Origin of the sequence: Pseudomonas sp. BYT-1, from assembly GCF_023611805.1 — a bacterium.
In the GTDB taxonomy this organism is placed as follows: Bacteria; Pseudomonadota; Gammaproteobacteria; order Pseudomonadales; family Pseudomonadaceae; genus Aquipseudomonas; species Aquipseudomonas guariconensis.
On sequence record NZ_CP072559.1, the window covers coordinates 18589 to 43016 of the forward strand.

Annotated in this window: 24 protein-coding genes and 1 pseudogene; 15 read left to right on the forward strand and 10 right to left on the reverse strand. The window is 56.6% G+C overall.

What is annotated here, in order from left to right; genetic code table 11:
- Positions 1-46 precede the first annotated feature (46 nt).
- The gene (locus tag J5X93_RS00080; protein ID WP_011953085.1) at positions 47-253 is read right to left on the reverse strand and encodes a co-regulatory protein PtrA N-terminal domain-containing protein; all 207 of its coding nucleotides are present in this window, start codon (positions 251-253) and stop codon (positions 47-49) included.
- 166 nt (positions 254-419) lie between these two features.
- On the opposite strand from J5X93_RS00080, the gene J5X93_RS00085 reads away from it, so the two are divergent.
- The 6 genes from J5X93_RS00085 (at position 420) to J5X93_RS00115 (ending at position 9189) form a co-directional block, all read left to right on the forward strand.
- Positions 420-1097, forward strand: coding sequence for a heavy metal response regulator transcription factor (locus tag J5X93_RS00085; RefSeq protein WP_011953086.1), 678 nt, complete (start codon positions 420-422; stop codon positions 1095-1097).
- Positions 1097-2503: a heavy metal sensor histidine kinase gene (locus J5X93_RS00090; RefSeq protein WP_011953087.1), complete on the forward strand. Its 1407-nt coding sequence runs from the start codon at positions 1097-1099 to the stop codon at positions 2501-2503. Before J5X93_RS00085 ends, J5X93_RS00090 begins: the two co-directional genes overlap by 1 nt.
- Positions 2504-2973: 470 nt before the next feature.
- Entirely contained in the window at positions 2974-4227 is a 1254-nt protein-coding gene (locus J5X93_RS00100; RefSeq protein WP_011953089.1) for a TolC family protein, read from the forward strand.
- Positions 4224-5690, forward strand: coding sequence for an efflux RND transporter periplasmic adaptor subunit (locus tag J5X93_RS00105; protein ID WP_011953090.1), 1467 nt, complete (start codon positions 4224-4226; stop codon positions 5688-5690). Before J5X93_RS00100 ends, J5X93_RS00105 begins: the two co-directional genes overlap by 4 nt.
- Entirely contained in the window at positions 5687-8845 is a 3159-nt protein-coding gene (locus J5X93_RS00110; protein ID WP_011953091.1) for an efflux RND transporter permease subunit, read from the forward strand. Before J5X93_RS00105 ends, J5X93_RS00110 begins: the two co-directional genes overlap by 4 nt.
- Positions 8842-9189 carry a copper-binding protein gene (locus J5X93_RS00115; protein WP_011953092.1) on the forward strand — a complete coding sequence of 116 codons (348 nt, stop codon included), beginning with the start codon at positions 8842-8844 and terminating at the stop codon, positions 9187-9189. Before J5X93_RS00110 ends, J5X93_RS00115 begins: the two co-directional genes overlap by 4 nt.
- A 414-nt stretch (positions 9190-9603) precedes the next feature.
- Here the strand turns inward: J5X93_RS00115 and J5X93_RS00125 are convergent, their stop codons facing one another.
- The 7 genes from J5X93_RS00125 to J5X93_RS00160 all read right to left on the reverse strand — a co-directional run bounded on the left by J5X93_RS00125 (position 9604) and on the right by J5X93_RS00160 (position 15711).
- On the reverse strand, positions 9604-10263 hold the full coding sequence (locus J5X93_RS00125; RefSeq protein ID WP_011953093.1) for a methyltransferase family protein: 660 nt from the start codon (positions 10261-10263) through the stop codon (positions 9604-9606).
- Complete coding sequence (locus J5X93_RS00130; protein ID WP_011953094.1) at positions 10260-10535, reverse strand: DUF2933 domain-containing protein; 276 nt, start codon at positions 10533-10535, stop codon at positions 10260-10262. The genes J5X93_RS00125 and J5X93_RS00130 overlap by 4 nt, the downstream gene beginning before the upstream one ends.
- A 25-nt stretch (positions 10536-10560) precedes the next feature.
- On the reverse strand, positions 10561-11016 hold the full coding sequence (locus J5X93_RS00135; RefSeq protein WP_011953095.1) for a hypothetical protein: 456 nt from the start codon (positions 11014-11016) through the stop codon (positions 10561-10563).
- Between the two features lie 138 nt (positions 11017-11154).
- A complete protein-coding gene (locus J5X93_RS00140) occupies positions 11155-12177 on the reverse strand; it encodes a YncE family protein (protein WP_047932759.1) in 1023 nt (340 codons plus the stop codon).
- Between the two features lie 265 nt (positions 12178-12442).
- Positions 12443-12643, reverse strand: coding sequence for a heavy-metal-associated domain-containing protein (locus J5X93_RS00145; protein ID WP_004575963.1), 201 nt, complete (start codon positions 12641-12643; stop codon positions 12443-12445).
- Between the two features lie 337 nt (positions 12644-12980).
- Positions 12981-15509, reverse strand: coding sequence for a heavy metal translocating P-type ATPase (locus J5X93_RS00150; RefSeq protein WP_338128843.1), 2529 nt, complete (start codon positions 15507-15509; stop codon positions 12981-12983).
- Positions 15510-15552: 43 nt separating this feature from the next.
- Positions 15553-15711, reverse strand: coding sequence for a hypothetical protein (locus J5X93_RS00160; protein ID WP_011953098.1), 159 nt, complete (start codon positions 15709-15711; stop codon positions 15553-15555).
- Between the two features lie 47 nt (positions 15712-15758).
- Here J5X93_RS00160 and J5X93_RS00165 point away from each other — a divergent pair.
- From J5X93_RS00165 to J5X93_RS00195, 7 genes and pseudogenes are all read left to right on the forward strand, one after another.
- Positions 15759-16094: pseudogene (locus tag J5X93_RS00165) on the forward strand (helix-turn-helix transcriptional regulator); the annotation flags it as partial.
- Positions 16095-16517: 423 nt separating this feature from the next.
- Positions 16518-17537 carry an ATP-binding protein gene (locus J5X93_RS00170; RefSeq protein WP_015268415.1) on the forward strand — a complete coding sequence of 340 codons (1020 nt, stop codon included), beginning with the start codon at positions 16518-16520 and terminating at the stop codon, positions 17535-17537.
- Between the two features lie 174 nt (positions 17538-17711).
- Positions 17712-17966: an STAS-like domain-containing protein gene (locus J5X93_RS28365; protein ID WP_128337688.1), complete on the forward strand. Its 255-nt coding sequence runs from the start codon at positions 17712-17714 to the stop codon at positions 17964-17966.
- Positions 17967-18383: 417 nt separating this feature from the next.
- Positions 18384-18617: a hypothetical protein gene (locus J5X93_RS00180; protein ID WP_156867445.1), complete on the forward strand. Its 234-nt coding sequence runs from the start codon at positions 18384-18386 to the stop codon at positions 18615-18617.
- A gap of 310 nt (positions 18618-18927) precedes the next feature.
- Positions 18928-19851: a hypothetical protein gene (locus J5X93_RS00185; RefSeq protein ID WP_011953102.1), complete on the forward strand. Its 924-nt coding sequence runs from the start codon at positions 18928-18930 to the stop codon at positions 19849-19851.
- Between the two features lie 220 nt (positions 19852-20071).
- The gene (locus tag J5X93_RS00190) at positions 20072-20281 is read left to right on the forward strand and encodes a hypothetical protein (RefSeq protein ID WP_015268418.1); all 210 of its coding nucleotides are present in this window, start codon (positions 20072-20074) and stop codon (positions 20279-20281) included.
- Positions 20282-20295: 14 nt separating this feature from the next.
- Positions 20296-20502 (forward strand): hypothetical protein, encoded by a 207-nt coding sequence (locus J5X93_RS00195; protein WP_011953104.1) that lies wholly within the window; start codon positions 20296-20298, stop codon positions 20500-20502.
- Positions 20503-20645: 143 nt separating this feature from the next.
- Here the strand turns inward: J5X93_RS00195 and J5X93_RS28270 are convergent, their stop codons facing one another.
- Positions 20646-20774: a hypothetical protein gene (locus J5X93_RS28270; RefSeq protein WP_003253468.1), complete on the reverse strand. Its 129-nt coding sequence runs from the start codon at positions 20772-20774 to the stop codon at positions 20646-20648.
- A 122-nt stretch (positions 20775-20896) separates the two neighbouring features.
- Positions 20897-22594, reverse strand: a complete 1698-nt coding sequence (locus J5X93_RS00200) for a phosphoethanolamine transferase (protein ID WP_003298414.1) — start codon at positions 22592-22594, stop codon at positions 20897-20899.
- A 490-nt stretch (positions 22595-23084) separates the two neighbouring features.
- Between J5X93_RS00200 and J5X93_RS00205 the strand changes: the two genes are divergently transcribed.
- Both J5X93_RS00205 and J5X93_RS00210 read left to right on the forward strand, forming a co-directional pair.
- A complete protein-coding gene (locus tag J5X93_RS00205; protein ID WP_079732563.1) occupies positions 23085-23423 on the forward strand; it encodes a zinc ribbon domain-containing protein in 339 nt (112 codons plus the stop codon).
- A 54-nt stretch (positions 23424-23477) separates the two neighbouring features.
- A complete protein-coding gene (locus tag J5X93_RS00210; RefSeq protein WP_010951438.1) occupies positions 23478-24383 on the forward strand; it encodes a cation diffusion facilitator family transporter in 906 nt (301 codons plus the stop codon).
- Positions 24384-24428: the final 45 nt, after the last annotated feature.

The window sequence follows — 24428 nt, forward strand, 5'->3', positions numbered from 1 at the left end:
TGACATAGTTCAGATTCCGGGGTGATTACATTTCTGTAAGCTAAGCTCAGCAGCTCTCGTGGCCGGGGTGCTTTTGGCTTTGGGCGGTAACAGGAGCCTCTGCTTTTTTCTCCTGAGCAACCTGGTAAGCCTGCATGGAAGATGCACGTGCAGCTTCCATCCTGGCGAAGGTGCGATCCGCGCCGCCTTCAGCCAGGGCGAGGCTCGCCATGCCGAAGGTGACTACCATCACAATCGCTTTGATCATGTTCATTTGCGTTTCCTCTAAGGGTCAGTTTCGCCTGATTGGCGCCGTTCACAGTGCTCAAGCTAGCTACCCGGCACTGTCAGCAAGCTGAGCCCGACATTACTTTTCCGTCAGCTTCTGGTTGGGTGCCTTTTTTGCTGCACACTGAAGGGCATCCAAGGGGGCGCAGCAGATGAAATTACTCGTAGCCGAAGATGAGCCAAAAATCGGGGCCTACCTGCAGCAAGGGCTGACGGAGGCAGGCTTTACCGTCGATCGTGTGGTCACAGGGACCGACGCGCTGCAATACGCTTTGAGCGAGGCGTATGACCTGCTGATTCTTGATGTAATGATGCCGGGGCTAGACGGCTGGGAGGTGCTGCGGATGGTACGTGCGGCAGGGAAAGAGGTCCCAGTCTTGTTTTTGACGGCCCGTGATGGCGTGGACGATCGCGTGAAAGGGTTAGAACTCGGGGCTGACGATTACCTGGTCAAACCCTTTGCATTCTCGGAACTGCTAGCGCGTGTGCGCACTTTGCTGCGAAGAGGCAGCAGTGGCTATGCTCAGACCACTATGAAGATGGCTGACCTGGAGGTAGACCTGCTTAAGCGCCGGGCCACCCGAAATGGCAAGCGGATCGACCTCACAGCCAAGGAGTTCTCCTTACTGGAACTACTCATGCGCCGACGCGGCGAGGTACTGCCGAAGTCCCTGATCGCATCGCAGGTGTGGGATATGAACTTCGACAGCGACACTAACGTGATCGAGGTTGCTGTTCGTAGGTTGCGGGCCAAGATTGATGACGATTTCGCCCCCAAGCTCATACATACAGTTCGTGGCATGGGCTATCTGATGGATGTTCCCGAGTAATGCGCGCCCAATCGTCGCTCGTTAAACGCCTTACCCTCATGTTCATGTTCGCGGTCATCGCCGTATTGGTCGTTGCCGGCGTGAGCTTCTACATGCTCAGTCAGCACCATTTCCAGATGCTGGATGAGCAAGCCCTGGCCGAGAAACTCGAATCCACCCGGCACATCCTTTCACTTTCAGCAGCACGTGATGAACTTGAGGATCAGGAGCCTCAACTGCGTGCTTTGTTGGGGGCTCATCAGGACCTTTCTGCGGAGATTCTTGATGCTGACGGTACTGTCCTGTTCTCGGACTCCAAGGCATCCCGCATCCCTGAGCGCTTTAAGCAGGCCTCTTCTGGCGCCGTTTGGGACTGGCAAATCGACTCGCGGAACTTCCGGGGGATTACCTCTCAACTGGCTATAGCGCAGGCGCAGGCGCCGGTAACAGTCATGTTGATGCTGGATGTCACCAGCCATGCCCACTTTTTCAAGACGCTGCAATGGTGGTTCGGCATTGGCTTGGTCATCAGCGCTCTGGTTAGTGCAGGATTGGGGTGGATCGTGGCCAAGAGCGGTCTTCGGCCGGTTGGGCAGATCACCAAGGTGGCGACATCCATGTCTGCCCGGTCCCTTCGCGAGCGAATTCCATTGGAGCCCGTGCCGCTTGAATTGCAGGAGCTGATCCTCTCCTTCAACGGAATGCTTGCACGCCTGGAAGACGCGTTCGTCCGGCTATCAAACTTCTCAGCCGACATCGCACATGAGCTGCGGACTCCGGTAAGTAATCTTCTGACGCATACCGAAGTCGTTCTGACCAAAAAACGCGACCTCGATGCCTACGAAGACAACCTCTACTCCAATCTTGAAGACCTCAAGCGCATGTCGCGCATGATCGATGACATGCTGTTCCTGGCAAAAGCTGATAACGGCTTGATCATCCCCGAGCAGGTTGATATCGATCTGGTCGGGCTAGTGTCCAGACTGATTGAGTACTACCAGCTTGCAGCCGAAGACCGAAGCATTCGGCTTGCCCTTCAAGGCGAAGGTACGATCCGTGGTGACCGGCTAATGATTGACCGGGCGGTTTCCAACATTCTATCCAACGCTTTGCGCTATACCCCCGAAGGCCACGATATCGCCGTCCGGATTGTCGAGGCGGCTGATCAAGTGAACCTGTCCGTCCAGAACAATGGGGCCACGATTGATCCGGAACATATCAACAAAATCTTCGACCGGTTCTATCGCGCTGACCCTGCAAGGCGGGAAGGAAGCCCAAGCAACGCCGGCTTGGGTCTGGCCATAACGCGTTCGATCATCGAGGCTCATGGTGGGCGAATTTGGTGTACCTCCGCTGACGGCGTGACGAGTTTTCACATCGCTCTGCCGCACGCCAAACAATCCACTTCCAAGCCTCAAACGGCTTAATGCTCATTTCATGCGTGTAACCTATACTCGGCCATCATGAACCGGCTCCTACGACTGTTCACCATCCTGCTTCTAATCGCATCGCTTCCTCTCAACGGCATGGCGGGAGTCGACTCAGCCATTGAACCATGCCCCATGCAAACCATGGGGATGGAGATGATGGCGGGGATGGATCACGATTGTTGCCAGGATACTGATCCAGGATCAGCTGCCGACCACTCCAAAGCCTGCAAAGTGGGCCAGGAGTGTAGAACCGCGAGCACAGTTCAGGTCGAAATAATTAACCCCACGCTCACCTATTCTGCGCCTAGGCCAGTAGATACCTATGCGGTGAGCCTCGTAAACAGGGCGCCTCCTGACCCTTGGCGGCCACCCCGCGCCTGATTACCTCTTAAATTCACCCCATCGTCCTGTTTTGCAGCCGGATGATGGCATGCGCTTGCGCGCTGATTTTTTGAGGAATCATTTCCATGACTCCCCCACGTTACCGATTAGGGATGGCATGTCTGGCCGCTCTGATCAGCCTGTTGTCGACGTTACCGGCTCAGGCTACACCGTTGTCTCTGGAGGAAGCGCTTCAACTTGCCGAACGCAATGCCCCCATCCTCCAGGCCAGGCAAGAGCAAATGACGGCCGCTCGACACGCTGTGATCCCAGCAGGCGAGCTGCCTGATCCACGTCTCAACCTAGGAGTGCAGAACCTTCCTGTTGACGGCAGTGATCGTTGGAGCATGAACCGCGATTTCATGACGATGCAGGTTGTCGGCCTCTCCCAGGAAGTACCAAACCGGGACAAGCGGGAGGCACGAGTTGAGACGGCACGAGCGAGCGTTGAGCGAGCCGATGCAGAGGCGGTGTTCGAGCGCTTAAAAGTGCGTGCTGCCACAGCCCAAGCTTGGGTCGCGGCGTACACCGTTCAACGGAAACTGCAGCAGTTTGAGGACTTCTACAAAGAAAACCGTCTGTTGGCCGCAGCAATCCGCGCACGCCTGGCCGGCGGTACCGGCGCGACGGCCGACGCACTTGCTCCTGACCAGGAAGCTGCGCAACTCGATGAGCAAAAAGATGTTCTGCTCACACAGGCCGCTCAGGCACGGGCTGCACTCAAGCGATGGATTGGAGAGGATGCTGATCCGCAAGCTCAAGCATTTCCGCGCTGGCCAGTGAGCGCGCCGGACTATCTACACGCTATACATGCACATCCAGAATTGGCGACCTACAACGCCCTTACGCGGGAAGCACAAGCTCAAGTGCACCAAGCCTTGGCAGAAAAGAAGTCGGACTGGGGGTGGCAGGTGGATTACCAGCGGCGCGGGCCTGAATTCAGCAATATGGTGAGCCTGCAGGTAAGTTTCCAACTGCCCTTGTTCGCTGGCTCACGGCAGGACCCGATGATCGCGGCACGTCGCGCACAAGTCCGGCAACTGGAGGACGAACAGGAAGCGGCATTGCGTGAGCATAAAGCGCAGCTGGAGACAGATCTTGCGGATTACCAGCGATTGCAGCGAGCAGTGCAGCGCAGCCGTGAAACATTGTTACCGCTAGCGGAGGATCGAGTCCGCCTCGCCCTTGCTGACTATCGAGCCGGTAAATCACCCTTAAGTGAGGTTCTCACCGCTCGACGTCAGCGGGTTGAAACACGACTGCAAGACATCGATCTGCAAGGACAGTTGGCCGCGACAGCTGCACGGCTGCACTTCGCGTATGGAGAGGTGCGCGCATGAGAAATTCAACTATCAGCCTTGTGGTATTGGCCGCGTTGGCTATCGGCGGTGGCGTTGGCTATCAGCTAGCAAAGCGTGGGCAGGTGTCCACTGCCTCCCCTGAAACGCTACAGAAGGTGCTGTATTGGTATGACCCGATGTACCCCCAGCAGCACTTTCCAGCACCGGGCAAGTCGCCCTTCATGGACATGCCACTGGTGCCGAAGTACCAGGAAAGCACCGCTGCTGAGGTGAGCCCCGCAGTTCAAGTTTCACAGGGGCTCCAACAAAACCTGGGGGTCCGTCTGGCTACCGTAGCGAAAGGGCAGCTTGCTCGAACCCTCCAGGTGAGCGGCGTGCTTACCTTCGATGAGCGGGATTTTAGCGTTCTGCAGGCTCGTACCGGTGGCTACGTCGAACGCACCTATGGCCGCGCTACAGGCGACGTGGTTGCCAAGGGCGCCCCATTGGCAGATGTGTTGACGCCTGAATGGGCGGGCTTGCAGGAAGAGTACCTGGCGCTTCAGCGATCTGGGGACAATGAATTGCGCGCTGCAGCTCGGCAACGACTACTGCTGGCGGGTATGCCTGCCGATCTTATCAACCGGATTGACCGTACGGGAAGGGTCCAGAATTCGGTAACGCTCTTGGCCCCAACAGCAGGCGTCCTTCAGGCTCTGGAATTGCGGCCAGGCATGACAATGACACCGGGTGCAACGTTGGCGAAGATCAATGGTATCGCGAACGTCTGGCTTGAGGCCGCAGTACCTGAAGCGCAAGCCCAAGGCCTACAGGAAGGACAGGCAGTGCAGGCGAATCTGGCAGCGTTCCCAGGCGAACCTGTTCCCGGCAAGCTGACCGCATTGCTGGCTGATGCGGATCTGCAAAGCCGCACCTTGCGGCTTCGTATAGAACTGCCCAACCCCGGCGGCCGGTTGCGCCCAGGCATGACCGCGCAGGTTTCCCTCCATCCGTCCGGGCAACAGGATGACAGCCTACTGGTGCCAGCCGAGGCGATCATTCGGACGGGGAAACGCGATCTCGTAATGGTGTCAGAAGACGGAGGTCGATTCCGGCCGGTGGAAGTAGTGCTCGGCCAGGAAAGTGCTGGCCAGGTGGTCGTGCTGCGAGGCCTTCAGGCGGGCCAGCGCGTTGTGGCGTCCGGGCAGTTTCTGCTGGACTCCGAAGCGAGCTTGAAAGGTATCGAGGCCGTTACTGCTGGCGATGCTCCACTTGCGCAACCTGTACAGCCGGCTCTACATCAGGCCAATGGGCGCATCGTTCAAATAGAAGGTAATCAGCTGACCATCGCTCATGGACCGTTCGTGACGCTGGGCATGCCTGGTATGACGATGACTTTCCCTGTGGCAGATCCCCGCTTGATTGCCGGACTCAAGGTTGGCGAACGCATCCGGTTTGGAGTGCGCGAGCGCGATGAAGGCATGGTCATCGAGCAAATAACCCAGCAGGAGAACCAGCCATGATCGCGAACCTGATTCGTTGGTCGGTTGGCAACCGCGTCCTGGTCCTGCTGGCAACACTGTTTGCCGTAGCTTGGGGCGTTTTCTCTCTGCGCAGTTTGCCGATCGACGCGTTGCCTGACCTGTCAGATGTGCAGGTGATTATCCGCACCTCCTACCCAGGGCAGGCACCGCAGATCGTGGAAAATCAGGTGACATATCCCCTGACCACCACAATGCTTTCCGTACCCGGAGCCAAGACAGTGCGGGGCTTTTCAGCATTTGGAGACAGCTTCGTATATGTGTTGTTTGAGGACGGCACAGATCTCTATTGGGCGCGGTCCAGGGTGCTCGAATACCTAAGCCAGGTTCAGTCTCGATTACCGGCGTCCGCTAAGCCAGTGCTCGGACCCGATGCCACTGGTGTAGGCTGGATCTACCAGTATGCGCTGGTGGACCGCAGTGGTACCCATGACCTGGCACAGCTGCGCAGCCTTCAGGACTGGTTCCTGCGCTTCGAGTTGAAAACTCTTCCGGACGTTGCCGAAGTGGCGACGATAGGCGGGATGGTCAAGCAGTACCAGGTAGTGCTCGATCCGCTGCGCATGGCCAGCTTGGGAATCACTCAAGTTGAGGTTTCGGACGCCATCGCCAAGGCCAATCAGGAAACCGGTGGCGGCGTGCTCGAACAAGGCGAAGCTGAGTTCATGGTAAGGGCTTCCGGCTATCTGAAGTCACTCGATGATTTCCGAGCCATTCCCCTGCGCCTGGCTGCGAAGGGTATACCCGTAACACTGGGCGATGTAGCCACTGTACAGCTGGGCCCTGAGGCACGTCGCGGCATCGGCGAGCTTGATGGACAGGGCGAAGCGGTGGGCGGCGTAGTAATTCTGCGCAGTGGCAAGAATGCGAAAGATGCCATCGCTCACGTCAAATCCAAGCTTGAATCGCTGGAAAAAAGCCTGCCTGCCGGGGTCGAGCTGGTCACTACCTACGACCGTAGCCAGTTGATCGATCGTGCTGTGGAAAATCTGAGCCAGAAGCTGATTGAAGAGTTCATCGTGGTCGCACTGGTGTGCGCTGCATTTCTTTGGCATCTGCGCTCATCGTTGGTCGCCATCGTCTCGCTTCCGGTTGGTGTCCTCATTGCCCTGATCGTCATGCGCCACCAGGGCATCAACGCCAACATCATGTCGCTTGGGGGCATAGCCATTGCAATCGGTGCGATGGTGGACGCCGCTGTGGTGATGATTGAGAACGCGCACAAACGGGTTGAGGCTTGGCATACGTGGCACCCTGGAAAGTCGTTGCGTGGCGAAGATCATTGGAAAGTGATGACTGAGGCAGCAGTCGAGGTCGGGCCTGCGCTGTTCTTCAGCCTCATGATCATTACGCTGTCCTTCATACCGGTATTCACCTTGCAGGCTCAGGAGGGAAGGCTGTTTGCGCCCCTCGCATTCACCAAGACTTATGCAATGGCAGCAGCAGCGGGCCTTTCGGTTACCCTGGTACCCGTGCTGATGGGGTACTGGATTCGGGGTCGTTTACCGGCAGAAGAGCGCAACCCACTCAATCGAACCCTGATACGGCTCTATCGCCCAGCATTGGAGATCGTTCTACGCCGGCCAAAGCTCACGTTGGCGGGTGCACTGTTGATTTTGCTCAGCAGTGTCTGGCCCCTGAGCCAGCTCGGCGGCGAATTCTTGCCGCCACTGGATGAAGGCGATTTGCTGTACATGCCGACTGCCCTGCCGGGTCTTTCGGCGCAGAAAGCCTCTGAGCTTTTGCAACGTACGGACCGGCTGATCCGAACGGTACCGGAGGTCGCCAGTGTCTTCGGTAAAGCGGGCCGGGCTGAATCAGCGACCGACCCGGCCCCGCTGGAGATGTTCGAGACGACTGTCCGACTTAAACCGAAGGATCAGTGGCGAGCAGGGATGACCACTGAGAAGCTGATCGAAGAGCTGGACCGTACCGTGCAGGTACCTGGGCTAACCAATATCTGGATCCCACCGATTCGAAACCGTATCGACATGCTCGCAACCGGTATCAAAAGCCCGATCGGCGTAAAGGTTGCCGGCAGCAATTTGAATGAGATCGACCGGGTGACTCTGGCTATCGAGAAGGTGGCCAAAACGGTTCCAGGGGTGACTTCCGCCCTCGCCGAGCGATTAACCGGTGGACGCTACATCGATCTGGATATCGACCGCCAATTCGCAGCGCGTTACGGCCTGAACATTGCTGATGTCCAAGCGATTGTTGCCGGCGCCGTTGGGGGCGAAAACATCGGCGAAACCGTAGAAGGCCTGGCGCGATATCCCATCAGTGTTCGGTACCCACGGGAGTGGCGTGACTCTGTTGATGCCCTGCGGCAGCTACCGATTTACACCAGCCAAGGGGGGCGAATCACACTGGGAACCGTGGCACGGGTGCGTATTGCGGACGGTCCACCCATGCTCAAGAGTGAAAACGCGCGCCCCTCGGGCTGGGTGTATATCGACGTGCGGAGACGGGACCTGTCCTCCGTCGTTGCCGACCTGCGCCGGCTAGTCGATCAGCAGGTGAAGCTCGATCCTGGCATAAGCTTGAGCTATTCCGGGCAGTTCGAATACCTGGAGCGCGCCAATGCGCGCTTAGCATGGGTAGTACCGGCGACGCTGGCCATTATTTTCGTCCTTCTCTACCTCACGTTTGGCCGCCTCGGTGAAGCGCTGCTGATCATGGCTACCTTGCCATTTGCGCTAACCGGCGGCGTATGGCTGCTGTACATGATGGGCTACAACCTGTCGGTGGCCACGGGTGTCGGTTTTATCGCCTTGGCTGGGGTCGCAGCAGAGTTTGGAGTCATCATGCTGATCTACCTCAACAATGCCTGGACTGAACGAAACGGCAACGGTACGCAGGGGCAACCTGCGCTTCTGGATGCTATCCGCGAAGGGGCCGTGCAGCGCATCCGCCCCAAAGCCATGACCGTAGCAGTGATCGTCGCAGGCTTGATGCCAATCCTCTGGAGTAGCGGTACCGGCAGCGAAGTCATGAGCCGGATCGCTGTACCCATGGTCGGCGGCATGCTCACCGCGCCTTTGCTCTCACTATTTGTAATCCCTGCGGCTTACTGGCTCGTCAGGCGCCGCGGACTCGCTGTACACGATAACCCCCAAACAGGAGTAACCCGATGAAGAAGCTACTGATCAGCGCTGGCCTGGTGTTCGCCGTTGCGGCGGCGGTGCAGGCCCAAGACATGTATGGCACGGATATGAAGAATATGCCCATGGAAGGCAACGAGACCCAAGGCAGCCAGGCGGCTCCGACTGCATCGGCTGAGGGAACCATCAAAGCTTTGGAACCAGGTAAAGTTACCTTGGCGCATGGACCAGTATCAGCCCTGAAATGGCCGGCAATGACCATGGGCTTCAGCGCTACCGAGCAGCAACTCAAGGGACTCAAGGTAGGCGACAAGGTCAGCTTCGATTTCCGAATGAATGGGGGCACAGCGACGATCGTAGGCATTCGCAAGCAGTGACGGATTGACTTCTAACCCTGCCTATTAGAGCTGATAGGCAGGGTCATTTAGCCAAACTTTGGAAAAAGTGCTGCCGCAATTCCTGACCGCGCCGCCTTCAGCTCTGTGCCTCGGGACGCTAGTTGGTCTTTGCGCTCTGTAGCCGGGATGCATTCAGATCAGAGTAGTAGCTGACGTTTGAGCAGAGATCTTCGTGCATCACGATCTATATGGGTCGAAAGCGGACAGGGCATCGCAAAGTCATCCAACTGCCTGAGTTATCCGAACGCCAACAAGGATTCCACCGAGCTTGTCGACAAGAAAACCCGCGACAACTCAGAGTGTTATCCGAGCAAACAGACTTTGGATACCCTATTCCCGCTAGAAACACTGCCGCTGAAACCCTCCTGGCATGTAGCTCCTTCGTCCTACGCTTCAGCCTCTATGACCCCCACCCAACCTTTCGCGCAGGTGCGGAACGAACCTAGGCGTAACGCGGGTATAAGCTTCGTAGGCAGCGCCAAACTGCTTGTGCATTTCCCGCTCTTCGGAAACCGCCAAACGCCCGTACATCACCAGCAACACCGGGAACATTGCCAGCGTCAGCAGCGTCGGCCACTGAAGGAGAAAGCCCAGAAGAATCAGCACAAATGCCACGTACTGCGGATGTCTGATCCAGCCATAGGGCCCGACCGTTGCAAGTGAACGGCGGCGTTGCGCGTGATATAGCACGTTCCAGGCGGCAGAAAGCAAATAGAAGCCGAAACCCAGGAATAGGTAACTGGCAATGTGCAAAACACTGAAGTGTGGGTTGCCCTGGTCACCGAGCAACGTCGACCACAGATGGCCGGATTCGTGGGAAAGCAGATCGAGGTTGGGGAACCTGGCCTGCAACCAGCCTGACAACAGATAGATCGTCAGGGGGAAGCCATACATTTCCACAAACAGGGCAACGATGAAGGCCGAGAATGCACCGAAGCTCCTCCAGTCTCTCGCCGTTGCCGGCTTGAAGAAACTGAAGGCAAACATGATGAAGATCGCGGAGTTGATGAAAACCAGCGACCAGAGGCCATACGCGCTTTCACCATGATTCATGATGGATCTCCCGGCTTATGGATATCAGCCTTATCGGAGGGGGCCGGTTTGCTCTGGCCCTGGTGATGGTGTCCCCCATGTCCTCGATGCATGAAGACATGCATCAGCGGACAGGCGAGCAACAACAGATAAGGCAGGGCTCCAACGACATGGGCAAGGTGCTCGGTGAGCAGGAAGTAGACGGCGATCCCACCGATTACCACCAGGCCGATTGCATAGCGTGAACGCCAGAAACTGTGTGGTGAGCCGTTTTCATCGAAGTGAGGGTTCATAGCGACTCCTGGGAAAGGAGATGGGTTACTTCGATGCAGCAGATGGCATGCGGTCCATCATCATCTGCATCATCGACTCCATCATGTCCATGCGCTTTTCCATCATCTGGTGGCGGGCGGCCATATCCCCGCCCATGCCGCCATGCATGCCCCCCATTTCAGGCATGCCACCCTCCATGGACTTCATCATGGCCATGCCATTTTTCATCAGCGCCATATGCTCGGCCATCAACGCCTGACGGGCTTCCGGCGTTTTGGCTGCAGCCATCTTTTCGTGCATGGCTTGCATGGCCTTCATTTGCTGGTCCATCGCCGCCATTTGCCCTTTGTCCATTGGCTGAGAAGGCGTCTTCTCGGTAGCCGCCGCGCTTGGCGCATCGGCCGGGTGATGTGTCGAGTGTTCATCGGTGTTTTGCGCCATGGCGCCCACGGACGCTGCGGCCAAACAAAGTCCGATCAGTAAATTTCGAACGTTGTTCATCATCATCTCCTTAGCACTGTTTTAAAGCCGGATGCCTTGGTCTGGGCGCTAGGCCTCACCTGGCACGACAAGCAAATTACTGCGCCGGCGTGAATGCTCATTTTTCGCGTCGTGCTCGGGTTGTACACCGACGGGCTATTATTGGGCACTCGGCGGCTCGAAGCTGATCCCGTTTGGCCCGGCGCCAACCTTATGGGTAGCAACGACCTTTCGGCTGCTCGTATCGATGACAGATACGGTGCCCGCTTCAATATTGCTGACAAACACATAAGCGCCGTCGCTGCTGATGGCCACACCATGGGCACCCTTGCCGGTGGTCACGGTGCCCAGGCTGCTACGCGTCTGGAGATCTACGATGGAGACTCGGTCGTCCGGATTCTGGCCACTGCCCTGATTCGCGACATAGACCTGGCGACCGTCAACGGTGGCCATCATCTGGATTGGCGTGCGGCCGACATCAACCTTGCTGATCACCTTGCGTCTGGCCGTGTCGATGATGCCAAGCTGATTTGTCGCACTGAGCGAGACGAATGCCAGGCGACCGTCAGGGGCAAAGCCGACCTGGACAGGGCCTTTGCCCACGGGAATCTGCGCGGTTTCTTTGAGTGTGACGACATCGATAAGCGATACGCTGTCGCTCTTCATGTTCGCGATATAGAGTGTCCGGCCATCAGGGCTCAAGCGCAGCCCATGGGGATAACGCCCAGTTGGAATACCGGGCAACTCGATTCGCTGCTCAAGGTCAAATACTCGCACCTGGTTGGCAGCGGAATCGGTCACAAAAGCTCGCAGCCCGGTGACGTCGGTGACCACATGAGCCGGGTGATCGCCTGCCGGGAAGCTGAACGGTGGCCTGTCCAGCGCGCTGGTACTGAACACCAGCAACTGCCCACCGGGCTTTTCACCGCTCGAATGCCCCGCATGTCCAGCCACTCCAACAACCAGAAGCAAGCTGCCGTCGGGCGAAACCTGTAGGTTGTGGGGTGCGATCGGCAAGGCGACCGTGCTCACATCACCTGTCGCAAGATTTACCTGGCTAATGGAAGCGGACCGTTCATTGGCCGTGTAGACGTTACCCGTAGGGTTTGCCATGACCAGCCCCAGAGGGATGAGCAGGAATATCCCCAAGGCCATAGAACTAAACCGCTTGGCAGTCATCATTGTGAATGAGCTCCAACGAGGGGCCGGGGTATGTGAGCCAGGCTGGCCTATACATTTACTCAAGATAAACACCAATCGCGAAGCATTTTCTTGATCAGCGTCAACGTCCACAGCTTGACTCGGCACTGGGTGATCGAAGGCCGTCCATTTCTTGGGGAGTATTGCTGGCTATCCCGACCCGGAGTCAGTCGACATCAGGCTGTATATGAAGAAACCGCGCCATGAAACATGGCACGGCGGCTTGCCATCTGAGCGGTAACGAGACTTAGCGACTGACTTTGGTTGGGTAACCAAGCGCCTGGACCAGTGCACCGACGCGTTCCGCCTCGATGTTGCTTTGGACACTCACTGTACCGGCAGCACGATCAACGATCACCTTCGCGTCGCCATCGGCAGCCTGGATGGCCTTGGTGATCTTGTTGACACAACTGCCACATCCCATACCGGAAACTTCCAAAACGAACATAGCGGGCCTCTCATGCTGGTACGGCTTTTCTCGCCGCATTTACAGCTTCAACCTTGACACGATGACAAGGTCAAGGCCCGGTCAAAGGATTTATCTTCGCCCTGAAATCTTGTCCAACTCCTCTGGCGGCGGCCCCTGCTGCATCACAATTGTCCCTTACGATCTTGGCAGAAGATGGCGGACGTCGCAGTTGCCCGATGTCCTCCATCAGGACCAGATTGGCGCCGAACTCGCGGACATACCCGCTAAGGCCAAAGCCCTAGACAGTCAGTCATATGGATCAGGCGTTGAAACGCTGATGGCGGAACTTCCTCTCATAGGTTGCGGTGTGCCCATTTCAGTCTGTGACTACGCGCTTCAGCCGCAGTGCGTTGAATACCACGGAAGCCGAACTTACGCTCATGGCCAATGCCGCAATCATCGGTGACAATAGATGGCCGGTAAGCGGGTAGAACAAACCTGCCGCCAGCGGTATGCCCATAGCGTTGTAGAAGAATGCGAAGCCCAAGTTTTGACGCATGTTCTTCACCGTGGCCACGGATAGTGTTCTGGCCCGCAGGATGCCCATCAGGTCGCCCTTGACCAGCGTCAACTGGGAGCTGTTCATGGCAACATCGGTGCCAGTTCCCATGGCGATCCCGACATCAGCCCGGGCCAGCGCAGGGGCATCGTTGATCCCATCTCCTGCCATGGCAACCCGGCGCTTATCGCCCTGCAGGAGCGCCACCAGTTGCTCCTTGTCCTCGGGTTTCACTTCTCCGTGGACTTCCTCGATGCCGAGTTGTTTCGCGACCGCACGTGCCGTAGTCAGGCCGTCGCCGGTGGCCATGATGACCTTCACATCTTCTGCCTGTAGCCGGGTTACCGCCTCCTTGGAGGTGGGTTTGACCGGATCGGACACCGCTAGCAGGCCAGCGAGCACGCCATCGACGGCCAAGTACATGATACTCATGCCTTCCAGACGCAGCTGCTCGGCGCGGTCTCGCAACGGACTGGTGTCGAGGCCAGCCTCTTCCATCAAGGTCGTGTTGCCAAGCTGCAGCCGTTTGCCGTTCACCTGGCCACGTACACCGATCCCAGAGCCCGACTCAAACGCCTCTGGCTTGGACAAGCTGTGTCCATGCGCTCGCGCATGATCGACAATCGCATGTGCCAGCGGATGCTCGCTGCCTTGGTCCAGGCTGGCGGCAAGGCGCAAGACTTCGGGTGGCATGAACTGCCCGGTACCGACCACGCTATGAAACACTGGCCGGCCCTCGGTGAGGGTCCCGGTCTTGTCGACGATCAGCGTGTCGATCTTGCAGAGGTTCTCGATAGCACTGGCGTCTCGGAAGAGCACGCCACTGCTGGCAGCCTTCCCGGTAGCGACCATGATCGACATGGGAGTGGCTAGGCCGAGCGCGCAGGGGCAGGCAATGATCAGGACCGCGACCGCATTGATCAGGCCGAAGACCCAGCCAGGCTCCGGTCCGAAAAGCCCCCAGCCGAAGAGCGTGACCAGCGCGACCAGAATCACCCCCATGACGAAATAGCCGGCCACGGTGTCCGCCATCCGCTGCATCGGGGCTTTCGAGCGCTGAGCCCGCGCGACCATCTGCACGATTTGCGAGAGCACTGTCTCGGCGCCGACCTTCTGCGCCGCCATCACAAGGCTGCCGTGGGTATTCAGCGTGGCACCGATGAGTGCATCCCCAGCTTTCTTCATCACTGGCACGGGCTCGCCTGTCAGCATGGATTCATCGATAGCACTTTCGCCTTCCAGGACCACCCCGTCGACCGGCACCTTCTCGCCAGGGCGAACGCGCAGGTGGTCGCCCGTATGCACGTGGGTGAGCGGAATATCTTCCTCCTGACCATCGGCCCCGATGCGACGGGCCGTCTTGGGGGCAAGACCCAGGAGCGACTTGATGGCGGCGGAGGTTTGTGAGCGCGCCTTGAGCTCGAGCATTTGGCCGAGCAACGTTAATGAGATGATGACTGCAGCCGCTTCGAAGTAGACACCGATGCGGCCATCCTGCATGAAAGTCGTCGGGAAAACCTGCGGGAACACTGTGGCCGCAACGCTGTATAGGTACGCCGCAGCCGTTCCCAAACCTATCAGGGTCCACATATTCGGGCTGCGATTACGAATCGATGCGACCCCACGCACGAAAAACGGCCAGCCAGCCCATAGTGTCACGGGAGTGGCCAGAATCAACTCCACCCAATTCTGTGTGGCACCATGCAGCAATTGGAGTTGGTGGGCAGTCATGGCCAACACGGTCACGATGACCGTCAGGGGCAAGGTCCACCAGAAGCGGCGGGAGAAGTCCTTGAGTTCCGGGTTCTCGTCTTCCTCAAGCTCCGGTATTACCGGCTCTAGGGCCATGCCACAGATTGGGCAACTGCCCGGCCCACGCTGGCGGATTTGGGGATGCATCGGGCAAGTGTATTCGGCGTCCGCCGCGTTGCTTGGCTGCGGGGCAGCCGAGTGGAGATGGCCCGCGTGTTCTTGGTCCTGGGGAGGGCTAAGATAATGCACAGGCGCTGCGCGGAATTTCGTCAGGCACTTTTCACTGCAGAAGCGGTATGTCCTTCCCTCGTATAGCTCGAAGTAGCGACTATCCGGTGGCACCGTCATACCGCATACCAAATCGCGCTGACTACCATCCGGTTGCTCATACGGGTGCGAGTGGTCATGGTCATGGTCATGGTCATGGTCATGCTGGCACGATTCGGTGTGCATGAAGTAGTTCCCTTTGTTGTCCGGTTTGGACGAGTTTTCACCCTTCTGGTGAGAATACCCGCCATGGTTGTGCCCGAAGAGTTGCGTCAGCGGACAGAGCAACAAAATTAAATAACTGTAGTGCCTGTGACAGGTGGCCATAGTGCACGAGCCACATAAAACAGGCCAAATATGGCCAGCATGATCAGTGCAATACCGCCTTTAGTCCGCCAAAAAGGTATTGCCAGATCTGTACCACGGCGATGGGCTCCATCATGATCAACTCCCAAGCTGGGTGGGAAATATCGGCCGCTGCCGTATTGTCCAGCCTAGACAACATCTCCTTGAACAGCTGTGACGCCAATCAATGCTCCTGTAAGCGTGTCGATTATTGTTGTGGTGTAGCGTCATGGCATAGATCATTTCTGGAGGTTGCTGATCCTGCTGCTGCACCAGTGGTTGCCCTTCGACAATGCGCTGGCTGCCTTGTACCCCGGCGAGGGAGTGCCCAAGCCGCTGGAGGAGTACGACGCCGGCTCCCGGTGGGGAACGCCGTCCATGCTTTCCTGCCTGGACGGCCTATACTTGCTCGACCCCTTCTACCAGGCCTGTCAGGAAGGCCTGCCCAGTGGGCTGTAACGCCTGGAGGAGATCGCTTCTGACCAGTTCCGTCAAAGCGAGTACTTCCTCAGTTACTTCCACGCCAACGCATTGGAAGACGAGGTGCAGTTCGTTCTCCAGTTGCCGGCCAAGGTAGCCTTATGCGATCTAACAGCTCAAGCCCCAGACCTGATACATGCGGTGCGGTACAGCGCTGATCGGGTCACTCTTCGCTGTTCCCCTTCCAGCTTTGCCTTTGCCCACAGCAGACGTCGGAGATGAAACTGCTCGGCGGACTCACAAACCTGCTCCAGTGCTCTCGCACAAGGCTTTGATCTGGCCATCTTTGCTTGAATGGCTGACCCGTGGCAGGGCGTTGGCCGTGTTTTCTTCGTGCGTGTTGAGCCCAAGGCGAGCGCGATCCACCATCCACAGGCCGCTACTGCCGCGCGCCAATTCTATGCCGGCACTACTCGTCAAAAAATAGGTGAGTGCTTACCCGGCAGGCAATGGGCTACTATCGAGCCCTATATCTATCCGAAAGGGTTAGCTCCGTTGCCAGGGAATTGCATGCAGGCCATCGATATTGAAAACGCGATCGTTCTTCCTTGGGGGCTTGGCTCAAGATCGCCCCATGACCTGTTTTCTGTGTGCGCAGAAATCATTAACTGCCCTGGTGACATCGTTTTAGACGCTAGCAACCTCTCGTATATCGATCCGTTAGGGATGGCCACGCTGCGAGCGTTGTTTGAAAACCAGTTGGTCCAGAAGCGAGTTTCGATGCAGTTTTTGAGCAGAGACCTGACCTCCTACCTGGCCAGGATGGATTTTTTCAAGGACATTGATGTAGAGGGTGTAGATCTATCGGGGGTAGGACGTCGAAACGACCGAAGCACCTCGTTGGTGGAAATCACCAAAATCAGCGAACACCATCAAGCAGAGGCTGCAGCCTCTCGCCTCGCTAGAGCTATTACGGGAAGGTTGACTCAATCGGACCCGGATGCCCCAGTCGACGAGCACACGGGACGGAATGAGTTTGACTCCTACCGGGGCCCTCTGGAGTATTCGCTCAAGGAGCTATTGGAAAACTCGCTTACTCACGCCCGCAGAGAGGGACGTGGTGACGCCGCCGTTTGGCTGACCTGTCAGTTTTATCCAAAATTGAACCTTGTACGCATGGCCATCGTCGATAATGGGTGTGGGTTTCTCGCGACACTGAGGAATCACCCTGAGCTTCATGACCGCACGCATTTGCACGCGATCGAGGCGGCACTCAAACCGCGAGTGAGCTGCAACCGGGGTGCGATGGCCCAGATCCTGGGTAGCGAGAACCAAGGTATCGGGTTAACAACTACCGCAAAAATTGCAGACGCGGCGGGCGGTGGTTTGATCATCGTGAGCGGCAATGGCATACATGACACAAAGCGTCGGCAGTCTCAGGAGCTGCATGATGCGCTGTGGAATGGTGTATCGATCGCGTTTAGCTGTACCCGTGAGCTGCTGCCCACCATTTCGATCAGTGACTTGCTGCCGAAGGACGATGCAGGACAGGTTGACGACGATCTCGACCTAGATCTGAATTTCCGCTAGCTCTGGCTTTTTGATAGCTCGAGGGCTAGAGTCGATCATGCAAGGAGCGGTAAATGGGAGATTCAGCGTCAACTGAAACTCTCGGGCTGCAAAAAAGGATTATGCAATACAAGGGGTTACGACATGCAAACTCAAATTCGATTAAGTAGGGATAGTTCTATCCGAACGTACGGAATGCGAGCTTCAGCGATCCCCTACCGTACCGAAATCGAACGCTCGCTCAGCAGTGGTGAGAGCGTTGTCATAGATTTCGCTGGGAACGATGTCACTCAGTCCTTCGTCGACGAGTTGATCGGGGCGCTGATTCTGAAGGAGGGTCGCCAGGTGGTATCGCGCCTTGCCTTTGAAAACTGCACCAACGATGTCAAAGGAATCATTAAATTTGTGGTCCATGATCGAGTTCGACAGCTGCAAAAAATGCCCGCGTGACGGATCCGCATTGAATTTAAGGCCCTCAATATTGAGGGCCTTTTCATTGGTGCCAGGCAAAAGATAGCCGTCTTGAGTGGCCCCCATAGCTCGCCCTGAAAAGCGAATGTCAGGGGACACACCGCAGAAAAGCGTTCTGTAGCGGAGGAATACGTGGAAAACGGAGCTTAGGTTTCCTCATTGAGATGTGTAGAAATCCATCGCGACTCACCTATGCAAAGGCTGCGAAAAGCCTGAATCTACTGGGGTATCGTGGCGTGAGATATGTGCAAAAAAATGTGCACAGCATCTGCGGATTGGAGAGCTGGCTTGGCTCCTTAAGTAAAACCATCAAGCTGCAACGGACCTGCAACTCCTGCGGCTTGAAGCAAAGCGGGTAATACCACCCCTGAGCCCTACGAGGTGGTGTTCCGGTTTTTGACCAAACGAGAGCACGCCAGGCGCGCAAATGAGCTGCACGACCAGCTGAATGAAGTGCTCGGGGTGGCCAGAAATCTCAACGATGGGCTGTACTTCGGTGGAGCAGACGTCACGGTGCTACAAGACTTTACCATGCTCGATGCGGAAGACTTCGTGCGGTACAACCTTCACGACTGGCTCAGTGTTGGGGATACCGATGAAGATGAAGAAGGTGCCGATGATGCTGACTGAGCTGCTATCGGCCTCCCCTTTAGGATCTGGGTTTGACCTTAGCTGACCGGCTGCTCTACAAACCAATTGATTTTCTCCGGAGCCGGTGTCACTGTCGCTCCAAGAATAGCCCCCACGCCTCGGGCAGGTCCCAGACCTGTACTGCGCATCAGGGGGTTAGTTGTTTCTAGGGCCCGCCCAGGTCGATCAGGCATGCTTTGGGCTGGCCTCAAACCAGTGGGTGACCACCAAAAGGGTCAGTTAGGCCTACTGCTGCCTATCCTCGCTCGTTACCATCCAGAAACCCTCTATTGATACGGTTTCAGCAAAGATGGATGTCTATAAGCTCCGCATCGAAGACACAGAAAGCAAGATCATCGACAAGGAAGGTTTCGAGGCCGAGACCTTCCGCAGAGATCCGTGGTACCAGCCTGGAAGTGCGGGCAAGCTAGCTCAGTTTGCTGTATGCCCGGCATGCGACAACCCTGTCCAGCTGGTTGGGCTGTATGAGCTACCGCCTAACGTGAAGAACCCATTCGGGAAACATGCTACTAAGAGCATTCGCGGCATCGCTCCATTTGATAGTGAGGCCCGTAACGATTGCCCGTACTTCAAGCCTCGCCAGCATAAGAAAACAGAACGAAAAACCAGGTTTGACGGCGTCCCGCGGAAGATTCTCAAGCTATTGATCGAACAGTTCGATCGCGTGGTTTACATCCTGGAGAAAGAGACCCAACTGGTCCTTTCCGAGAACGCGTTGAGAGGCATGCTGCAGCGTTACAAGGGAGAGCGTGGCTACCTCTATACCGGCGCGACGCTTCGCAATGTGCCATGGATCTTTGCTTACATGTCGGACGCCACCCGCCTGTTTGGCCAGAAGGTCAGTGGAAATGCTGAGCTGGTGAAAGCTATTGCCGCTGAGGTGCCGGGGGCGGAAATCAGCAGCACTGGTCGGCTGGAATCGAAGAAGGTGCCTGGTTCGAAGGCGGCATATTTTGATCTCAAAATGAGTTTCATCCGCCATCGAATCGTCAAAGACAGTGAAGCGTCTGGCTTGGTTGAAAGCATGGAGTTTGTAGTGTCACAGCCTCGCGGAGGTGAGCTTGAGCACATTCACAAGGAAGTCATCAAATTCGATTCGGCTTGGTTCGAATCTCTTATCCGGATGCCGGTTGATCATCCTTATCGCAGAATGGATAGAGTGAAGATGGCCCGGGAGGAACTGGGCGATCTGCTGGAGCTGACTCAGGCCTGAGGAGGCCTGCTGTAAACCACTTTTTTTCACTGTAAACCACAGTGGTTTACAGTGAAAAAAGTGGTTTACAACGTAGCTATGACACGCGCCCTGGCCACTCCCCAGGCCAGCGCGCTCCTCATTGGTTCGTTCAGCCGGACGTCGAACACCTGTGCTGCTCGGGGCCTTGCCACGCCGCGGTGTCCTATAATTCATCTTCAGCTGAGTGGAGCAAAATGTTGTGAAGCGCACATTCATTGGAATGGTCGAGGCTGGTGAGCCACTGATGAGGCAAGCGCTTGAAGCTATCCGACAGGCCCACGAAGCGGAGGCTGCTGGATTGCCAGACCTTGAGGTACAGCGTCTTCACCTATTGGCAGATTCGCTCTATCAGGCGGTCATTGATTTTCAGCTCCTCAAAGCAGGTAAACCACCGTCGACTATCCAGTGAGGACCTGCCGCTACATGACGAAAAAGATACCAGCTCTTCTCCCCGACCACCCCATGTATACCGACGCAGTGGATGCGATGAAGCAATACCACGAGGCGCAGGCTTCTGGCTCATCTGCCGAAGAGGTTGAGCGCCTGCGTCAAATCGCAGAATCACAATTTCGGGCTGTCAGCGAGTATCAGCTCAACGCTCTGGGATATCAGTCTCGTCGTCCGCACTGAAGGGATAACCGATCCGGAGGTAGCTTCAGAATCCATCAAGCCAAGCGGAAGACTCACGACGCGGTCCGATTGATCAGCGAGACGGTCGGGAGGGTTTGCACACAGCCCCAAAAAAAAAGCAGCTCCCGAGAGCTGCTTTTTTCTTACTCCCCCTTTTTGTGCTTGTGGGGTTTCAGGTCCGGATGGTCCTTCTGCTTTTCAGGGGTGACTCGCTGCCTTTTGTCCGGAGTGCCATCTTCATTGGTGCGCTTTGGGCCTGGCTTGATGCTCATGCAAAACTTCCTTTTCCGCTTGGGTTGTTGAATGCAGCTATGTAATTAGTCCAGCTTCTCTCAGCTGTCAAAGCAGGCTGGTGCAGAACCGCCTGGCCGATGATCCGGTCCACATCGAACATTCAGAGGCCAGAATAAGAGCCTCCGACAAAGGGCTTACAAGGGGCAGTGAAATCCAGCGCTGAGCGATACGAAGACGTCTGGACGTTCATCATGCCGAGCACGGTGTGGAACAGGTTGTCGTGGCTCAGCGGTGACGTGGTTTGAGCTTTCAAACAACCCACGTTGACCTTTTCGCTCTTCGCGAGCGAGTCAGACATCCAAAGTACCAACGGCACCTTTGTTTGCTCGTCAGGAGCCATCGCGTAAGGCAGCCCGTGTAGATAGAGCCCACCCTCCCCCAGCGATTCGCCGTGGTCCGAAACGTACATCAGCGCAGTGTCGAACTTGGTGTTGGCCGCCAGGATATCGATGAGATTTGCAGTCACATAATCGGTGTAGAGGATTGAGTTGTCGTAGGCATTGACCACCTCCTCCTGCTTACATTTGTCGAGCTCGTTGGTCTCGCACACCGGTGCGAATTTCTTGAATTGCGAGGGGTAGCGCTTGTAGTAGGCCGGGCCGTGACTGCCTTTGTAGTGGAGCACCAGGACAGCATCGCCTTCCTGGCGCTTGATGAAGTCTTGCATCTCCGTGAGCAGCACCCCGTCCTTACACTCCTCGCTGGTGCACAGTTGGGAATCCGCGTGAGAGGCAGCCTTGTGGTTGGGAACCCTGTCGCAGACCCCTTTGCACCCCGAGTTGTTGTCAGTCCACATGACACTGATGCCAGCGCGTTGAAGCACGTCGAGCAGCCCTTCTCGGCTCTTGGCCAAGCCATCTTTGTACTGGGCCTTACCCACGTCCAGGAACATGCATGGCAGCGAGACCGCGGTAGCGGTACCGCAGGAGCTCACGTTCGTGAAGCTAATGACATTTCGCTTTTCTAGTTCCGGATTCGTTTCACGGGAGTAGCCGTTGAGGGAGAAGTTGGCGGAGCGAGCGGTCTCTCCTACTGCCAGTACCAGCAGCCTGGGTTTACGAGCCGCACCCTGTCGATTAACTACCGCATCAGTACCAATGGCCGTCAGCGTTTTAGGTGAGGCCAGCTGACGCTTCAGGTACCCATGGCCAGCCGCAAACAAGTTGGTAGGTACCAGAATCAGCCGGATCTCCCGATTGTTGCGCAGCAAGGAGGCATACGACTGGTACTGACTCAACGCGATGCCAGATAAGGTCAACAGAGCGAGCGACAGAGCAATGAACCTGCTGACCAAAGCTTTGGCCCAAGGCTTGCGCCGGAGGGGAACCCGGGCAATCAGGTAGACGGGCAACACCCCAACCATTGCGACCCAAAGACCGAGCTTCCAATTCAGCAGCTCGGTTGCCTCAGCGACGTCGGTCTCCACAACGTTGGTGAACATTGTGTAATCGATCACGATGCCGTAGGCATTCATGAAGTAACTCGCAAAAGACGCGCTGATCAGTACCAGGCACAGTATGGGTTTGGCCAGCCGCCCCCATGACAGCAAGCTCAGAACGGTAAACACCCATGCGAATACTATGACTGGGAGGCTAGCCGCTAGCTGCCAGTTCACTTCATCGGTTTTGAATACCAGCTTCCAGAGCACGTTCCAGAGCTCAGCGTTCGCGAATAGCAGTAACCAAAAAGTCACCAGGCCGATTAGCAAATTAGTACTGATGCCTTTCTGCCGCGCATTGCGAATAGCAAAGATCCATTTGCTTAACAGGGTGTGAACAATGGATTTGGAAGGTGTCATTATCAAACTCTGGAAGCTGCTTATCCATGGCGGTAGCTATGGAGTTAGCGGGAGCTACAAGGCAAACCGTCGACAGATGCTGAGCGATTGCGCAATGTGCGGAGCGTCAGAGGCCTTAGGCCCCTAGGCGTTGGGGACGCTTAGTATGTGTGAGGCATAGGGATAAAAAGAGAAATGAATCTCGCTGAGCGCATTATTTCCGGGACCTGATAACGACACGATGACCTCGGGATTACAATGCTGACAGAAATCCAATTACTGCTGTTTTGATTGTCATTGATCACGCTATGATCAAAATTAGGGGAATACTACCCACCAAAAGCAATGCTCCGCTCAGCTAGATAAATTTAATTTCACAAACAAAACGGTTTCGTTTTGTCGTAGGCTAATTTTGAACTTTCAATTCAACTTACAAGTCTTTCTCGCGAGCAGAACATAATTTTCGACTTTTGCTCGTTAATATGTCACCCATCAATGAGGGGCGAATACCATGAGCTTTTTCAAAAACATCCTGGGCGGGCACCATGGCCGTGGAAACCACGGTGGAGGCAAGCACCACAGCGGGGGACATGGGGCCGAGCAATATGATCGCCATGGCCGGCAGCAGGGCTGCGACGGCGGTAATCAGGTGTATGACGGCGGGCGCCCTCCCACTCCTGCCCCCATCAAAGATCTGCAGGGCTGCAGGCAGTGCCGGACGGCCAACGATCCGTCAGCACGCTTTTGTCTAAACTGCGGAACACCGCTATCGAGTGGTTGCACCGCCTGCGGCTCGCTGCTGAGTGCAGGAGCAAGATTTTGCAGTCAGTGTGGCCAAGCGACGCTCTAAGGCTAGGTAGACAGGAAGGCCAACGAGACCACAACCCTGCGCAAGGAGAAATACGTGGGTTCAAATCATGACCATGGCAGCGCTGCAGTACGCGAGGGGCATCAGAAGAAGCTAATCATGGCGCTCGGCTTGACTGGCAGCTTCATGATTGCAGAAGTGATCGGTGCGTGGATTACCGGCAGCCTGGCGCTGCTGTCGGACGCATCTCACATGTTCACAGATACTGCCGCCTTGGCGATCTCACTGATTGCACTTCAGATAGCCAAGCGGCCGGCGGATCAGAAAAGAACCTTCGGCTATGCGCGCCTGGAAATTCTGGCTTCGACGTTCAACGCCGTGCTGCTCTTCCTGGTGGCGATGTACATCTTGTATGAGGCCTACCAGCGCTTCTTCATGCCGGCGGAGATCGCTACCGGAGCGATGATGTGGATCGCAATCGCCGGCCTGATCATCAACCTAATTTCGATGCGCCTTCTGGCATCTGCGAGCAACGAAAGCCTCAACGTCAAAGGAGCCTACCTCGAAGTTTGGAGCGACATGCTCGGCTCGCTTGGCGTAATCATCGCGGCACTTATCATCCGCTTCACCGGCTGGACCTGGGTCGACACGATTGTCGCTGTGGCGATCGGCCTTTGGGTTCTGCCGCGGACGTGGCAGTTGCTTCGCGAAAGCCTGGGGATCCTCATGGAGGGTGTCCCGAGGGGGCTCGACGTTACGGCAATCGAGGCCACCATCCTCGGAGTAGATGGCGTGACGGACGTTCATGACTTGCACGTGTGGGCTGTCAGCAGTGGCAGTAACGTGATGACGTCGCACGTAGTGGTTCGGGATTCTGCAGATGGGGATGCTGTGTTGGCGGCCGTCGTGGATGCTGTCAGCGATGCATTCGAAATCCATCACTGCACCATCCAGATCGAGCGGGCAGCTTTCCACGAGAGCGTTCCCTCACCCTCGCACTGACCGATCGGTAAACACCATGCAAACACATCACCCTCCTGGCTGAGG

Bases quoted from the DNA above. Each gene is read 5' to 3' on its own strand.
- J5X93_RS00150 (WP_338128843.1), bottom strand. From the start codon at position 15,509: ATGGCCACCTGTCACAGGCACTACAGTTATTTAATTTTGTTGCTCTGT.
- J5X93_RS00130 (WP_011953094.1), bottom strand. From the start codon at position 10,535: ATGAACCCTCACTTCGATGAAAACGGCTCACCACACAGTTTCTGGCGT.
- J5X93_RS28365 (WP_128337688.1), top strand. From the start codon at position 17,712: ATGCGAGCTTCAGCGATCCCCTACCGTACCGAAATCGAACGCTCGCTC.
- J5X93_RS00200 (WP_003298414.1), bottom strand. From the start codon at position 22,594: ATGACACCTTCCAAATCCATTGTTCACACCCTGTTAAGCAAATGGATC.
- J5X93_RS00125 (WP_011953093.1), bottom strand. From the start codon at position 10,263: ATGAATCATGGTGAAAGCGCGTATGGCCTCTGGTCGCTGGTTTTCATC.
- J5X93_RS00105 (WP_011953090.1), top strand. From the start codon at position 4,224: ATGAGAAATTCAACTATCAGCCTTGTGGTATTGGCCGCGTTGGCTATC.
- J5X93_RS00170 (WP_015268415.1), top strand. From the start codon at position 16,518: ATGCAGGCCATCGATATTGAAAACGCGATCGTTCTTCCTTGGGGGCTT.
- J5X93_RS00140 (WP_047932759.1), bottom strand. From the start codon at position 12,177: ATGATGACTGCCAAGCGGTTTAGTTCTATGGCCTTGGGGATATTCCTG.
- J5X93_RS00185 (WP_011953102.1), top strand. From the start codon at position 18,928: ATGGATGTCTATAAGCTCCGCATCGAAGACACAGAAAGCAAGATCATC.
- J5X93_RS00110 (WP_011953091.1), top strand. From the start codon at position 5,687: ATGATCGCGAACCTGATTCGTTGGTCGGTTGGCAACCGCGTCCTGGTC.
- J5X93_RS00145 (WP_004575963.1), bottom strand. From the start codon at position 12,643: ATGTTCGTTTTGGAAGTTTCCGGTATGGGATGTGGCAGTTGTGTCAAC.
- J5X93_RS00085 (WP_011953086.1), top strand. From the start codon at position 420: ATGAAATTACTCGTAGCCGAAGATGAGCCAAAAATCGGGGCCTACCTG.
- J5X93_RS28270 (WP_003253468.1), bottom strand. From the start codon at position 20,774: ATGAGCATCAAGCCAGGCCCAAAGCGCACCAATGAAGATGGCACTCCG.
- J5X93_RS00135 (WP_011953095.1), bottom strand. From the start codon at position 11,016: ATGAACAACGTTCGAAATTTACTGATCGGACTTTGTTTGGCCGCAGCG.
- J5X93_RS00195 (WP_011953104.1), top strand. From the start codon at position 20,296: ATGACGAAAAAGATACCAGCTCTTCTCCCCGACCACCCCATGTATACC.
- J5X93_RS00080 (WP_011953085.1), bottom strand. From the start codon at position 253: ATGAACATGATCAAAGCGATTGTGATGGTAGTCACCTTCGGCATGGCG.
- J5X93_RS00100 (WP_011953089.1), top strand. From the start codon at position 2,974: ATGACTCCCCCACGTTACCGATTAGGGATGGCATGTCTGGCCGCTCTG.
- J5X93_RS00205 (WP_079732563.1), top strand. From the start codon at position 23,085: ATGAGCTTTTTCAAAAACATCCTGGGCGGGCACCATGGCCGTGGAAAC.
- J5X93_RS00115 (WP_011953092.1), top strand. From the start codon at position 8,842: ATGAAGAAGCTACTGATCAGCGCTGGCCTGGTGTTCGCCGTTGCGGCG.
- J5X93_RS00090 (WP_011953087.1), top strand. From the start codon at position 1,097: ATGCGCGCCCAATCGTCGCTCGTTAAACGCCTTACCCTCATGTTCATG.